Consider the following 15,257-nt stretch of genomic DNA (forward strand, 5'->3'; position numbering starts at 1 on the left):
CGTCGCCAGCAGCGCCGCCGCCCTCGTTCAGTGAGTGGGCTTATAGAACTAACCCTCCCAAACAGTCAACACACCAAACAAAAGTTTTTTGACATTTTTGTAACAGGTTGATTCCGCTGGTGTTTTGTTGATGGATATTATCCACAGGACGCGTTTTCGGAGCGGATTCTCGAAAATTCCTTTACCGACTGGTCAAAAATCCATCGGAAAGTTGCTCTCAGCTACCGAAAGATAGCGAAAAAACAGGATCTTGCGCGGATTTATGGTTAACAGAGGATTAAAGTGGCGCCAACCGGCGAGCTTTAAATTTCCGTCACAAATCAGCGGCTGAGATTTCGGAACCTATCACCGAGTTGGGTGTTGTCTTTCCCATTGAAGGAAGGAGACCAACATGGCTGCCAATACCGATGATATCAGAGCATCTGTCAGCAAGGACATTGCCGCACTCCAGCAGGAAGTCTCGCGCCTGCAGAAGATGATTTCCGCTCAGGGCGCCGAAGCCTATTACGAAGTGCGCGGCCGCGCCGGCAAGGCTTATGACGAAGCCCTGCCCCGGGCAAAGAATGCTGTCGCCCAGATCAGGGCCGAAGGCGTCGCTGCCGCCGACGCCGCCCGCGAGCATCCGGCCGCAACGACCACTGCGCTGGTGCTTGCAGGCGCCATCGGATTCCTCGCCGGATACCTGCTTTCCGGCAGCCCACAGCCCCAGCCACGCCAATGGTGGCGCTGAACACGCTATACCGACCCACAAACTAGTCTTTTACGCACCCCGCCGATCCGCTTTTCGGCAGGGTGCGTAAATGCTTATGTCTTACAAAAACCAATTTTTAATGTGAGCTATGGGAACATAAAAAACGAAGGGAGGACTACCATGGAAAACAAGCGAGCCAACTGCATTATCGAAGTCAGCGTCGACAGCGCCAATGGCCGCTATGCGGTCGGCATCATGAATATGCGCCAGGCACTCGATTTGCCGGAAATGCCTAGTCTGTCCTACACACATCCGGACCCGGTCAAGGCCGCCGCCGGTATCGTCGTCAGCCGTAAGGAACTGGCCGGCTTCATGGCCTGCCGCTGAGGCAGCGCCACCCTATCAAGCCGTGACGGCGCTTTGCCCCAAAGCGCTGAGCCTCTTTTGCGACGCCTGTTATTCCTCCTCATTTTTAATTTGCCTTGCTGGCATCCTTGCGCCGTTCATGCAAGAAAGCGGCACCAAAAGCAGGACAAGGATGGCAGATGAGGGAGCGGCGCCCACCGCACAAGACGCGTGAGCGGACAAAGCCCGCCGATAACGCCGCGGCTAAGCGGGTTACCCTTCCCCGCGCCCTGTCCAAGCTCGGTTATTGCTCCCGCACGCAGGCCGAACGTCTGATTGCCGAAAATCGCGTTGCGGTCGACGGCCGCACCGTCAGCGATACCTCCGCATGGGTCGATCTTGCCACGGCAAGGATCAGTATCGATGGCCTCGCCATCGCTGCCGAAGCGAAAATCTATCTGATGCTCAACAAGCCCCGCGGTCTCGTCACCACCCGCCACGATCCAGAAGGCAGGCCGACGGTCTATGATTGCCTCAGGGATTTCGACATCCCGCATCTCTCTCCCGTCGGCCGGCTCGACAAAGCGAGCGAGGGCCTGCTGCTTTTCACCAACGACACCGAATTCGCCCAGATCCTGCTCGATCCGGTCACGCATGTGACGAAGACCTATCATGTCCAGATCGACCGCATCATGGACGACGAGGACATTGCCGCCATGACATCGGGCATCCGCCACGACGGCGAGTTGCTGACGGCGACCGCCGCGCGGCGCCTGCGCCAGGGCGACAGGAATTCATGGATCGAGGTCGAGCTCGACGAAGGCCGCAACCGCCAGATCCGCCGCATGCTGGAGGCGCTGGGAACCGAATGCCTGCGCCTCGTGCGCGTCGCAATTGGCGGGCTTGAACTCGGCGAACTGCCGAAAGGCGCCGTGCGTGCGCTGACCGAACCGGAATTGCAGGCACTACGCCGGAGAACCGGCTTGGAAAGGACGAGACGCAATTGACTGCTGTGACGGAGATGACGCTGCACGATTTCTGGCAGGAGATCCACCCGCCCGGCACCTTTGCCGGCGATGGCGAATTCACCTCTTTCTATGTCGCCGCGCTCGAAGATGGCCGTCAGCTTCGCCTGCCGATCCGTGAGCTGGCGGATGGCAATCACGCCCTCGCCTCGCTGATCGTCAACCAGGCGAGCTTCCTCGTCCTCGATACGCTCGCCGAAAGCCTCGCCGAAAAGATCAGGCCCATGCGCATCGATGTCGTCGCCGGCCTGCCGACGCTCGGCCTGACGCTGGCCGCCGCCGTGGCGCAGAAGCTCGGCCATGACCGCTATGTTCCGCTCGGCACCTCACGCAAATTCTGGTATCGCGACGAACTCTCCGTTGCCCTGTCTTCGATCACCACGCCGACACAGCAGAAACGCCTCTATATCGATCCACGCATGCTGCCGCTGCTTCAGGGACGGCGCGTCGCACTCATCGATGACGTCATTTCCAGCGGTGCCTCGATCGTTGCCGGCCTGCATCTGATGATGGCCTGTGGTATCGAACCCGTCGCCATCGGTGCGGCCATGCTGCAATCGGAACGGTGGCGCGACAGCCTCGCAGCCGTCGGGCCACAATGGATCGCGCGTACCGTCAGCGTCTTCGCAACGCCCATTCTGGAGCGGAATGCCGCCGGCCGGTGGCAGGCACCACCAGCCTGACGCGAGATGTGAGGATTGTTCAATCCTGACCTGAAGGCGCCTCTGTACAGCGCATGAGGAACGATTACAGTCCGCCTGATCGATGAAACAACGGACCCGCCCATGTTCGAGCAAGCATCCCTGCTGATCCTTCTGCTGGCGATGCTCACTCTCTTCTCGCTCGATCGCATCCGCATCGAGGTGGTCTCCATCGCCGGCCTGCTTGCCGGCTATGCGCTCGGCCTTTATCCCGCCGACCAGATCTTCACGGGCTTCGCCAGTCCCGTCGTCATCACCGTCGTCGAGATCCTGCTGATCGTCCAGGTGCTCGCGCGCGCCAGGCTCTTCGACAGTCTCGCCGCCCGTTTCGTGGCCGCAAGACCCTCCGACTTCACCGTCATCGTCGGCACTTCCGCACTCGCCGGCTTCATGTCCATCTTCATGAACAATATCGGCGCCTTTGCGATCACCTTGCCGGTGGCGCTACGCCTCGGCGCGGCCCTGAAAATCCCCCGCCGCCAGCTCGCCATGCCGGTCTCGTTCGCAGCCCTGCTCGGCGGTCTCGTTTCGCTGATCGGCACCCCGGCCAACCTGCTCGTCAGCGATGGGCTCGCCAAGGCGACCGGAACCGGCTTTCGCTTCTTCGATTTCGCCTATGACGGCCTGCCGGTCGCCATCGCCGGAATTCTGCTCATCGCCTTTCGCGTGCAGCGCCTGTTTCCGGAACCCGACGAAACACCGGTGACGACCTCCCCGGCCGCGCGCCGCGTCGTCGTCGAGCGTTACATCCCTGATATCTCGCCACTGATCGGCGTGCGGCTTTCCGATTGCCCGGTGCGTTTCGGCATCAAGCCGCACGCGCTGATCCGCGGCGATAATTTCGTCTTCGGTCCGCTCGACCAGTCGGTGATCGAACCGGGCGACGTGCTGCTTGCCGAGGGCGCCGATACGGTCTTTGCCGACCTTGCCGCCACGCAGGCGCTGATGGCCGATGCCCATCCGCATGGCCTGCAGCCGGATTTCACCCATGTCGAAGCCGTCGTCATGCCGGAAAGCACGTTGGTCGGTTCGCGCGTCCGCTCGCTCGAAATCTTCCACCGTCGCGGCATCGCGGTCACCGCCCTTTCCATGCGCGCGCCACGCATCGAGGGCCGCTTCCTCGACCTGCAATTGTCGATCGGCGATATATTGACACTGGAGGGGCCGCGCCCGGCGATTTCAGAAGCGTTGGAGGAAAGCGAGTGCCTGCCGCTCGCCTCGACAGCACCGGCCGAACCGGCGCTCCTTTCCTGGCGGCCCTTCGCGCTCTTTGCCTGTGGCGTCGCCGCCTCCGCGGCCGGCCTGCGTCCCGACGTCGCTTTTGCTGGCGTCGTACTCGTGCTCGCGCTGCTCAATCATCTGAACATCCGTCGGGCGATGGCCGATCTCAATTGGCCGATCATCATCATGCTCGCGGCGATGATCCCCATCGGCCAGGCGGTGGCGAGCACCGGAGCGGCCGAAACCATCGCCAGCTGGCTCAGCCTCGTCGTGCCGATCACCCATCCGCTCATCGGCATCGCCCTCATCCTCTTCCTCGCCATGGCATTGACGCCTTTCGTCAACAACGCGACGGTCGCGATCGTCCTGACCCCGATCGCTCTGGAATTCGCAAGAGCCGGCCGGCATGCGCCGGACGCCTATCTGATCGCGGTCGCCGCCGGCGCCTCCCTCGATTTCCTGACGCCCTTCGGCCATCACAACAACACACTGGCAATGGGCATCGGCGGCTACCGCTTCGGCGATTTCCTGCGCGCCGGCTGGCCGCTTGCCGTCACAAGTTACGGCCTCGCCCTGCTTCTTACCGCTCTGTTCTGGCTGTGATGCATTACCCGATCGGCTTGACTTCCCCAGCAATGAAACTAGAGCAGGAAGTCTTCACCCAATAATTAAGGACAGTCGAGCGCCGTGCGAATTCTCTCCGAAGCCCATTTCCCGGAATTGCCGAACTATTATCGCGGCAAGGTGCGCGAGAATTACGATCTTCCGGACGGACGCCGCATCATTATCAGCACCGACCGGCTGAGCGCTTTCGACCGCATTCTCACCTGCATCCCCTATAAAGGCGAGGTACTGACGCAGACGGCGCGCTACTGGTTCGAGGCGACGAAGGACATCTGCCCGAACCACGTTCTCGACTATCCCGATCCGAATGTGGTCATCGGCAAGCGGCTCGACATCCTGCCGGTCGAGATCGTCGTGCGCGGTTATCTCGCCGGCACCACCGGCACCTCGATCCTGACGCTTTATAAAAAGGGCGAGCGCGAGATGTACGGCATGCGTCTGCCCGATGGCATGCGCGACAACCAGATCCTGCCCGAACCTGTCATCACGCCGACCAGCAAGGAATTCGACGGCGGCCACGATGAACCGCTGACGCCGGCCGAAATCGTCACGCGTGGCCTTCTGACGAAAGAGCAATGGCAGACGCTGTCGACATATGCGCTCGCCCTCTTTGCTCGCGGCCAGGAGATGGCGGCGAAAAACGGGCTGATCCTGGTCGATACCAAATACGAGTTCGGCACCGACGGTGACGGCAACATTATCCTCGCCGACGAGATCCATACGCCGGACAGCAGTCGCTACTGGCTTGCCGAAAGCTATCCGGCAAGCTTTGCCGCTGGAAAACGCCCGGAAAGTTTCGACAAGGATTTCGTCCGCGCCTGGGTGGCGGAGCGTTGCGATCCCTATAAGGACGAGATCCCGGAAATCCCCGCCGAACTGATCGAGCAGACCTCGACCGTCTACATCAAAGCCTACGAGGCGATCACCGGTGAGCGCTTCGTTCCCGACAATAGCGGCGAGACGCCGCTTGCCCGTGTCCGAACCAACCTCGCCCGCTATTTCCCTTGAAATCGCGGCACACGAAAGCCGCCGGGCCGATCATCGGCTTGCAGCATTTCGTCCAATAGCGCTAGAGCGCCGCGCGCCCGAAAGGACGCGCTAAGGACGCTCTATCACTTTGAATCGGCGCATAATCCTTTCCGAAAATCGATTCCGATTTTCGGGCTTATGCGCTAGCATTGACAAAAAGGGGTATCGGGCTCGGCCCGGCGGGGAACAGATGACAAGAAGGCCAAGACGCAAGGCCGAGGAAACGCGAGAGGACATTCTCTCCATGGCGGAGGTGCTGTTTCGCGAGCGCGGCTTCGTTGCTGTGTCGATCGCCGATATCGCCGGCGCGCTCCACATGTCGCCCGCCAATGTCTTCAAGCATTTCCGTTCCAAGGTCGCGCTCGTCGATGCGATCGCCGGACGCCATCTCGACGATGCTGCCGAGCGCTTCGCAGCCTTTGATGGGAACCTGCCGCCGAGGGAACAACTGCTCCGCTTCATCCTGCGCCTGCTGGAGAGCCACCTGCAGGACATCCAGAAGAACCCTTATATCTTCGAAATGGTACTCTCGACGATCGAAGCCAAACTCGAGGCCGGCAATCGCTATCGCGCCCGCATCGAAGCGAAGCTCGGCGAGATCATCCACGAAGGCATGGCGGAGGGACGTTATCATTGCCGCGATGCCGGGAGTGCGGCACATACCGTCGCAGACGTCCTGGCCTGCGTGCTGCACCCTGTCCTGATCGCGCGCGACGACAAGGAGACGCTCGTGCGCCGCGCCGAAAAAATCGTGTGTTTCGTCGATGCCGCACTGCAAAATAGCGCTTGCTAAGTGATGATTGCTGAATTACGTCACTTCGTAAAGCTTTTCTTAAATTCGGATAACGGCATTTGGAGCGAACTCAATCCTGACGCTTATATAAGCCTGCGCTTGGTCAAGCCGAGCCCGCAGGCACGAGCTCGTAGATTGAACGGCGATTGCCACCGCACAGGAATTCAGCATGATACGGCGTGCCCTCCTCATCTCCTCGGCCTTGGCATTCGCAGCCCTTCTCGCCGCCTGCAGCGACAATGGCTCCAAGCCGGCCGGCAATGCGGGCGCAGGCGCGGCACAGCCGGCTGCCCCCGTCGGCGTGATTGCGCTGACGAAGGGCACGTTCCCGATCACCACGATCCTGCCCGGCCGCGCCGAGACATTTCAGACAGCCGATATCCGGCCGCAGGTCAGCGGCCTCATCCGTGAGATCGCCTTCAAGGAAGGCGGCGAAATCAAGAAGGGCGACCTTCTCTACCAGATCGAGGATGCACCCTATATCGCCATCGTCGAGCAGGCCAAGGCGGCTATCTCCAAGGCGCAAGCCAGCGTGCCGAGCGCTGAAAGCAATCTCGACCGTTATCAGCGCCTCGTCGGCAGCGGCGCCACCCAGATCGAATTCGAAACAGCCAAGACGACGCTGCTCCAGGCCAAGGCCGAAGTCGAGTCGGCGAAGGCCGCGCTTTCCGCGGCACAGATCGACCTCGACCACACCAGGATCGTCGCCCCTTTCGATGGCATCATCGACCAGACGGCCGTTAATGTCGGCAACGTCGTCTCTGCCAACCAGACGACGGCGCTGACGACGATCCGCCAGCTCGATCCGATCTACATCTCGCTGACGGAATCGAGCACCAACCTGCTGAAGCTGCGTGATGCGATGGCCGCCGGGGACATCAAGGGCGAAGCCAATGTCGTCTTCCACCTGATCCTGGAAAACGGCAAGGAATACAACCAGCAGGGCAGGCTGGACATGTCGAAGCAGGTGGTCAGCGAGACCACCGGTACCTTCATCATCCGCGTGCTCTTTCCCAATCCCGACCGTATTGTCCTGCCCGGCATGTATGTCCGCGCAACCGTCGAGCTTGGCGCCGAGGCCGGTTATGCGCTCCCGCAGGTGGCGACAAGCCGTGACGCCAACGGCCGGCTGACGGCACAGTTCGTTTCCGCCGACGGCAAGGTCGAAACCCGCGCCTTCGAGAACAGCTCGCCCTCCAACAATTCCTGGCTCGTGACCGAAGGCATCAAGGACGGCGACCAATTGATCGTCAGCGGCCTGCAATCGATCACCTCCGGCATGCCGGTGAAGCCGGTCCCGATGAAGATAAATGAAAATGGCGTGGTCGTGCCTGCCGAGCAGCCCGCGGCCGGTGATACGCAAAAGCCCGCAGCGAAATAATCGCTGCAGCCCCGCATCGTCACCGTCTCGTCGCACAGGAACAACCGATGGCCAAGTTTTTCATCCGACGTCCGATTTTCGCCTGGGTCATTGCGATCACCATCATGCTCGCCGGCCTGCTGGCGATCTTCACGCTGTCAATCTCGCAATATCCTGACATCGCCCCGACGACGGTTCGCATCAACGCCACCTATCGCGGCGCCAGCGCCGAGACTGTCGAGAAATCGGTGACGACGATCATCGAGGATGGCATGACCGGCCTCGACGATCTCACTTATATGACCTCGACCTCATCGACCGGTTCGGCCAGCATCCAGCTCACCTTCGGGACGAGCGCCGACCCCGATATCGCCCAGGTGCAGGTGCAGAACAAGCTGCAGCTGGTTCAGTCGCAGCTCCCAAGCGACGTCATCGATGCCGGCATCAGCGTCACCCGCTCGACCTCGAGCATCCTTCTCGTCGGCTCGCTTGTTTCGACCGACGGCAAACGCAACTCCGTCGACCTCGGCAACATCATGTCGACCTCGATCGAGGATCAGATCCAGCGCCTGGAAGGCGTCGGCAGCATCAATGTCTTCGGTTCGGGATACGCCATGCGCGTCTGGCTCGATCCGTTCAAGCTCTTGAAATACCAGTTGACGCCGAGCGACGTGACGTCAGCCATCCAGGCGCAGAACACCCAGGTCTCCGTTGGCTCGCTCGGTGCCCAGCCGACGATCCCCGGCCAGCAGATCAACGTCACCATCACCGCTCAAAGCCAGCTGACCACCGTCGCCGATTTCGAGCACATCATCCTGAAGGTCGAAAAGGACGGCGCGACGGTGCGCCTGAGCGACGTCTCGCGCATCGAGATCGGTCAGGAAAGCTACGGCGGTAGTTCGCGGTACAACGGCCAGCCATCGACCGGTTTTGCCGTCAACCTTGCGATCGGCGCCAACGCAATCGATACCGCTGCCCGTGTGCGCTCCGCCCTGGAGGTCATCGGCCGCGGCCTGCCGGCAGGTGTGGAGATCACCTATCCCTATGACACCACGCCCTTCGTGGAACTGTCGATCGAGAAGGTCGTGCACACGCTGATCGAGGCGATCGTGCTCGTCTTCGTGGTGCTGCTCGTCTTCCTGCAGAATCTCCGTGCGACGCTGATCCCGACGATTGCCGTTCCCGTGGTGCTGCTCGGCACCTTCGGGGTGCTGGCGGTCACCGGTTACTCGATCAATACCTTGACGATGTTCGCCATGGTGCTGGCAATCGGTCTTCTCGTCGACGACGCCATCGTCGTCGTCGAAAACGTCGAACGCATCATGTCCGAAGAAAAGCTCTCGCCGCTCGAGGCAACGGAAAAATCGATGGGCGAGATCACCGGCGCCATTGTCGGCATTGCGCTCGTCCTGACTGCCGTCTTCATTCCGATGGCCTTCTTCGGTGGTTCGACCGGCATCATCTATCGCCAGTTCTCGATCACCATCGTCTCGGCCATGCTGCTGTCGGCGCTCGTCGCCCTCGTGCTGACGCCCGCACTTTGCGCCACGATGCTGAAGCCGGTCGGCGAACACAGGAAGCACCGTGTCGGCGACTGGTTCAACCGCAACTTCACGCGCTCGACCAACGGCTATATCAGCGCCATCGGCTATCTGCTGAAGCGGCCGATCCGTGTCATGCTGGTCTTCCTTCTGGTCGGCGCCGGCTGCGCTTATCTCTTCACCCGCCTGCCGAGCTCCTTCCTGCCGCAGGAAGACCAGGGCGTGCTGCTGACCATCGTTACCACGCCGCCGGGTTCGACCACGCAGCAGACCCAGGCGGTCGTCGAGAAAGTCGAGAAATATTATCGTGAAAACGAGAAGGACGCCGTCGATTCCGTCTTCGGCGCGCTCGGCTTCGGCTTCAGCGGTTCCGGCCAGAACAGCGCTATCGTCTTCACCAAACTGAAGGATTTCGCACAGCGCACCGATCCGACACTGAGCGCCCAATCGGTCGTCAACCGTGCGCTGCGCAGCTTCTTTGCGATCCGCGAGGCGCAGGTCTTCGCGCTGCTCCCGCCGGCGATCCAGGGGCTAGGCGTGTCGAGCGGCTTCTCGATGTATCTCGTCGATACCGGCGGCCACGGCAACGACGCCCTGACGGCAGCCTCCAAGCGGCTGATCCAGATGGGCAACACGTCGGGCAAGATCGTGGCGCTGCGCAGCAGCAACAAGGAAGTCGAGCCGCAGATGCGCATCGTGCTGGATCAGGAGAAGATCGGCGCCATGGGCGTCGACATCGCCTCGGTCAACTCGATGTTGTCGATCATCTTCACCGGCCGCGACGTCAACGACTTCACGCTGAATGGCGAGATCAAGCCGGTCTACGTCGAGGGCGATGCGCCCTTCCGCATGCAGCCGAGCGACCTCAACCACTGGTACGCCCGCAACAATGACGGCGAAATGGTGCCCTTCTCCGCCTTTACCCGCACGGAGTGGGTGAAGGGCGCGCCGTCGCTTGCCCGCTTTAATGCCGTCAGCGCCATTCCGCTCGACGGCGCGTCCGCTCCCGGAGTTTCCTCCGGCGATGCGATGAACGAAATGGAAGCCCTGACCAATGAGCTCGGCGGCGGTTATACGGTCGCCTGGCAGGGCATATCCTATCAGGAGCGCCTTTCCGGTTCGCAGGCACCGATGCTCTATGCGATCTCGGTTCTCGTCGTCTTCCTCTGCCTGGCTGCGCTTTACGAAAGCTGGTCGATCCCTTTCTCGGTGATCATGGCGGTACCCGTCGGTATTCTCGGGGCACTGACGGCGGCAACCCTCTTCGGCCAGGCGAACGACGTCTATTTCAAGGTCGGCCTGCTCACCACTATCGGGCTGGCGGCGAAGAATGCGATCCTGATCGTCGAATTCGCCAAGGATCGTATGGAAAGCGGCATGGGGCTCTACGAGGCGACATTGGAAGCCGCGAGATTACGCCTGCGGCCGATCATCATGACTTCGCTTGCCTTCATTCTCGGCGTCGTGCCGCTGGCGATCGCGACAGGCGCGGGCTCGGCGGCGCAAAACGCCATCGGCATTGGCGTTCTCGGCGGCATGCTGGCGGCGACGATGCTCGGAATTTTCTTCGTGCCGTCGTTTTTCGTCGTCATTCGACGCATCTTTGCCACACGCGGCAAAAATGCGGCAGGACTGTGATATAAATGCACTGTGATAATGCAGTTGCCGTTGCTACATTGCGCCCGACTGCTTCGGAATGGTGTTTTTGGTAGAACGAGGCGCGGCGGCCGATAGTGAAGCATGAAGCTTTGGACAAGAATTGACTTGCTCGAGTACAGGATGAAATGAATGGTATCTCTTCGTTTTGCCACACCGGCATTATTGTTATTATTGTCGGGCTGCGTTGTGGGCCCGGATCATGTTCCTCCTGAGATGCCGCTGCCCGCCAAATTCGGAGAGGGTGGGACCAAGAGTGATGGCGATGTTGCTACTGCAGCATGGTGGACCGCCTTCAAGGATTCAAGACTGAACGGCTACGTCAAGGCCGGCCTCGATCAGAACCTGACAGTTCAGCAGGCGATCGAAAGAATCAATGCAGCTTCCGCAAACGTCACCACCGCCGGCGCCGGCGGCCTGCCGAGCCTGACGGTCGGCGCCTCGCAAACGGTCAGCGGCCAGAAGGGCGAGCTGCGCACGCAGCTCGACACGCGCAACACCAGTGCCGGCGACGTCCAGCTGAGCTGGCTGCTCGATCTATTCGGGCTTTACAAGCGCAATACGGAGAGCGCGCTTGCCTCGCTCGATTCCGCTTACGCATCGGCTGACGTTGCCAGGCTGACCCTCATTCAGGACCTTGTCTCGAGCTATATCGACGTTCGCTTCTATCAGCAGCGCCTGGCGCTTTCTAAGGCCAACTTGAAGTCTCGCCAGGAAACCTACGAACTTACCAAGTTCCAGCTTGAAGCCGGCGCCGCGTCGCGTCTTGATGTCGTTCAGGCCGAAGGTCTCGTCCAGTCGACGCTCGCCGAAATTCCGGGCCTTGAAACCAACATCCGCATATCAGCCCATCACATCGCCACGCTGCTCGGCCTGCCGGCTTCGGCTCTTGTCGATGAATTGCTGAAGGGCTCCGGTCAGCCGGTATTCCGCGGCGGCATCACCTCCGGCATCCCGGCCGACCTGATCCGCAATCGCCCGGACATCCGCGTCGCGGAACGTGATCTTGCCGCCGCAACAGCCAATATCGGCGTTGCCCAGGCGCAGCTTTATCCGAGCATCTCGCTTAGCGGCTCGATCTCGCCGTCCTACATCAATCAGCGTGGCATCCATGGCGGCCTGACGCCCTGGTCCTTCGGCCCGACGCTCAACCTGCCGATCTTCGATGGTGGCCGCCTTCGCGCCAACGTCAAGTCGGCACAGTCCGATGCCGCGACCGCCTATCTCAACTGGAAGTCGACGGTGTTGACCGCGGTCGAGCAGGTCGAAAACGCACTTTCGGCCGTCCGGCGTGACGCTCAAACGGTCGCGGCACTTCAGGCCCAGGTGAAGACCACGCAGGAAACGCTCGAACTTTCCACAGCGTCCTACAAGGACGGCGCCTCCTCGCTGCTCGACGTTCTTGACGCGCAGCGCCAGGTTTCGCTCGCCCAGGCAAGCCTTGCCGCATCTGTCCAGCAGATGGCCAAAGACTATGTCTCGCTGAACATCGCGATCGGCGGCGGTTTCGCCCCCGGCGGCAAGACGACCGCACCGGCGGCGAAGGTTGTGGCTGTCAAGGGCTAACAGCTGCTTCAATCGACCTGAGGAATACAAAGCCTCGCGATCGTCTCGCGGGGCTTTTTCTTGCCTGCAGCATGCCGCAATCGAATAATTGCGCATAAGTTGAATTCGGATTCGACAGGCGGAAAAAGCCGAGCTATTAATCTGGTTAAACGATTAATCAGAGTGGTCGCCGATCATGACTGCATCGCGTCAGGGACCGAACCTCAGCAGGATAGCGACGTCGCTTGGCGTCTCCGTCGCCACGGTCTCCAATGCGCTTTCCGGCAAAGGCCGGGTCTCCGGCCAATTGGTCGAAAGAATACGCGAGCATGCGGCCGAGCTCGGTTACGTCCCGAGCCAGGCCGGCCGGGCGCTGCGGACCGGCCGCAGCGGCGTTCTCGGCCTGGTGCTGCCCGACATTGCCAATCCGCTGTTCCCGAAGATCGCCCAGGCGATCGAATTCGCAGCCTCCGCCGCCGGTTACGGCGTGCTGATCGCCGATTCCCGCGGCGATGTCGCCGCCCAGACCGAGGCGATCAACCGGCTGGTCGAGCGCGGCGTCGACGGCATGGTCATCATTCCCCGTCGCGCCACCCGCATTTCAGCCGTCGCCTGTCCGGTCGCCATCATTGACACTCCCTCGACGCCTGGAAACACCGTTGCTGCCGACCACTGGCAGGGCGGGCTCGAAATCGCCGGCCACCTCGCGGGTCTCGGCCATCGCCGTGTTCTCATCATCGGCAACAACCAGGAATCCAACGTTCAGAATGACCGCACCGGCGGCATCCGCTCCGGTATGCGCCCGGGCATGCATTCGGAAACCCTGTGGATCGACCGGCTGGAGCAGGAGAACGGCATTGGCTGCCCGCTCGGCCTCGCCGAAAAAGTCAGGCAGGGTTTCACCGCCTTCGCAGCCCTCTCCGACCTGCAGGCGTTGCGGGCACTGACGGAGTTGCAGCAGGCTGGCATCAACATTCCCGCCGATGTCAGTGTCACCGGCTTCGATGACCTCATCTGGTCGCCTGTTGTTACGCCGTCGCTGACGACGGTCCGGATGGACATGGATAGGATTGCCGAAATTGCCGTGTCGGCGCTGGTGGATACCATAACAACAAGCGGCATCCGGGAGGGCGTGCTCGTTACCGCGAAGATTGAACGCGTCGCCATGCAGCTGATCGTCCGCCAATCATCCGGGCCTGCGAAACCGGCACAAAAGACTTCAGAGATGGAGAACATGTAAGATGAAAAAAGCTTTCATTGCTTCGGCAGCACTCCTCCTCGATACCACGCTCGCCTTCGATCTGCCGGTTGCCGGCGCGGCAACCCTCAAACGGTTCGGGTGAAATCATGGGCGTTTGGATCGACACAGACATGGGCTTCGACGATATCGCCGCCATTCTGGTGGTCGTACAGTCTGAATTCGAGATCGACGGCGTATCACTGGTCTTCGGCAATACGCCGCTGCCGCAGGTGAGAATGAATGCCGCAGGTGCAGCCAGTGCCTTCGGCTGGAAATTCCCCATCCACACGGGTCGCGCCATGCCTGTTCTCGGCAAGCTCGAAACCGCTCAGGCGATCCTTGGCGAAACCGGCATCCCGACATCAGGCAAGAGCCTGCCGCAGGCGGCTGCCCTTGCCGAAAGCGATGCCTTCGCAGCACTCTGCGGCTGGCTGGAGCGCAAAGGCCAGCACCACATCCTGGCGCTCGGCCCGCTCACCAACATCGCCGCCGTGGCGCTTGCCCGACCCGATCTTGCCGCCCGTATCACCGAACTCGTCTGGATGGGCGGCGGCGTCACATCAGGCAACCATACGGCCTCCGCCGAATTCAATGCGCTCGCCGATCCCGAAGCCCTGTCGATCGTCATCGCCCACGGCTTGCCGCTGCGCATGGTCGATCTCGACCTCTGCCGCAAGGTGCTGGCAAGACCCGAGGATGCCGAGCCGGTGCGCCATGCCGGCGGTGTCAATGCCGAACTCATCGCCGATATGTTTTCGGGTTATATCCGCATCGGCACCAGCCGCGGCCGCTCTGCCATGGCGATCTACGACCCTTCCGCCGCGGTCGCCTTCGTCACTCCAGATATCGTCAGCTTCCGCCCCGCGCGTATCGACGTCGAGCTGCAAGGTGCCCTCACCCGTGGCCGCACCGTCGTCGAGACCCGCGCCACGCATGCGACCTTCAATGCCCAATTCGCCGCCGACATCGATGCCGACATGGCGCGTGTCATCATTCTCGCCGCTTTGGTCAACGAGGCCCGCAAATGACCGCCACCCCTCGTCAGGAACCCGCCGATCTCAATGATCCCGCCTTGCGCGCCCGCGCCGTCACTGCTGCGCGCGGCGACGCCCCTTTCGACATGCTGATCACCGGTGGCCGGTTGCTCGATGCGGTGACAGGCCTGATCCGGGAAGCCGATATTGGCCTCGTCGGCGCGCTGATATCAAGCGTCCATGCCCCGGCAAGCCGCACGGATGCCGTCGAGATCATCAATGCTTCGGGCAGTATCCTGACGCCCGGCCTGATCGACACGCACATGCACATCGAAAGTTCGATGGTGACACCGGCCGAATATGCAAGCGCCGTCCTGCCGCGCGGCGTCACCACGATCGTCTGGGATCCGCATGAATTCGGCAACGTCCACGGGCTCGACGGCGTGCGCTGGGCGATCGAGGCGGCGCGCTGCCTGCCGCTGCGCATGATCCTGCTCGCGCCCTCCTGCGTG

13 protein-coding genes are annotated in these 15,257 nt (G+C 61.5%); all 13 read left to right on the top strand.

Annotated elements, in window-relative coordinates:
• Positions 1–391 precede the first annotated feature (391 nt).
• On the top strand, positions 392–730 hold the full coding sequence (locus MOV76_RS33570) for a hypothetical protein (protein WP_018243390.1): 339 nt from the start codon (positions 392–394) through the stop codon (positions 728–730).
• Positions 731–871: 141 nt separating this feature from the next.
• Positions 872–1,078: a hypothetical protein gene (locus tag MOV76_RS33575; RefSeq protein ID WP_003542611.1), complete on the top strand. Its 207-nt coding sequence runs from the start codon at positions 872–874 to the stop codon at positions 1,076–1,078.
• A 158-nt stretch (positions 1,079–1,236) separates the two neighbouring features.
• Positions 1,237–2,043, top strand: coding sequence for a pseudouridine synthase (locus MOV76_RS33580; RefSeq protein WP_018445866.1), 807 nt, complete (start codon positions 1,237–1,239; stop codon positions 2,041–2,043).
• Positions 2,044–2,057: 14 nt separating this feature from the next.
• On the top strand, positions 2,058–2,744 hold the full coding sequence (locus tag MOV76_RS33585; protein WP_222284839.1) for a phosphoribosyltransferase: 687 nt from the start codon (positions 2,058–2,060) through the stop codon (positions 2,742–2,744).
• A gap of 102 nt (positions 2,745–2,846) precedes the next feature.
• On the top strand, positions 2,847–4,586 hold the full coding sequence (locus MOV76_RS33590; RefSeq protein WP_247266141.1) for an SLC13 family permease: 1,740 nt from the start codon (positions 2,847–2,849) through the stop codon (positions 4,584–4,586).
• An 84-nt stretch (positions 4,587–4,670) separates the two neighbouring features.
• Positions 4,671–5,615: a phosphoribosylaminoimidazolesuccinocarboxamide synthase gene (locus MOV76_RS33595; RefSeq protein ID WP_018243394.1), complete on the top strand. Its 945-nt coding sequence runs from the start codon at positions 4,671–4,673 to the stop codon at positions 5,613–5,615.
• Positions 5,616–5,826: 211 nt separating this feature from the next.
• Complete coding sequence (locus MOV76_RS33600) at positions 5,827–6,429, top strand: TetR family transcriptional regulator (RefSeq protein WP_247266142.1); 603 nt, start codon at positions 5,827–5,829, stop codon at positions 6,427–6,429.
• Between the two features lie 169 nt (positions 6,430–6,598).
• Positions 6,599–7,810, top strand: coding sequence for an efflux RND transporter periplasmic adaptor subunit (locus MOV76_RS33605; RefSeq protein ID WP_247266143.1), 1,212 nt, complete (start codon positions 6,599–6,601; stop codon positions 7,808–7,810).
• A gap of 47 nt (positions 7,811–7,857) precedes the next feature.
• Entirely contained in the window at positions 7,858–10,968 is a 3,111-nt protein-coding gene (locus MOV76_RS33610; RefSeq protein WP_018445872.1) for an efflux RND transporter permease subunit, read from the top strand.
• Between the two features lie 150 nt (positions 10,969–11,118).
• Entirely contained in the window at positions 11,119–12,552 is a 1,434-nt protein-coding gene (locus MOV76_RS33615) for an efflux transporter outer membrane subunit (protein ID WP_247266144.1), read from the top strand.
• Positions 12,553–12,727: 175 nt separating this feature from the next.
• Entirely contained in the window at positions 12,728–13,771 is a 1,044-nt protein-coding gene (locus MOV76_RS33620) for a LacI family DNA-binding transcriptional regulator (RefSeq protein WP_130717696.1), read from the top strand.
• 107 nt (positions 13,772–13,878) lie between these two features.
• Entirely contained in the window at positions 13,879–14,799 is a 921-nt protein-coding gene (locus tag MOV76_RS33625; protein ID WP_247266145.1) for a nucleoside hydrolase, read from the top strand.
• The coding region (locus MOV76_RS33630) for an amidohydrolase family protein (protein ID WP_247266146.1) at positions 14,796–15,257 on the top strand (462 nt) is incomplete at its 3' end. The genes MOV76_RS33625 and MOV76_RS33630, both read left to right, overlap by 4 nt.

This window comes from Rhizobium sp. PRIMUS64, from assembly GCF_023006465.1.
GTDB classification, from domain to species: Bacteria; Pseudomonadota; Alphaproteobacteria; order Rhizobiales; family Rhizobiaceae; genus Rhizobium; species Rhizobium leguminosarum.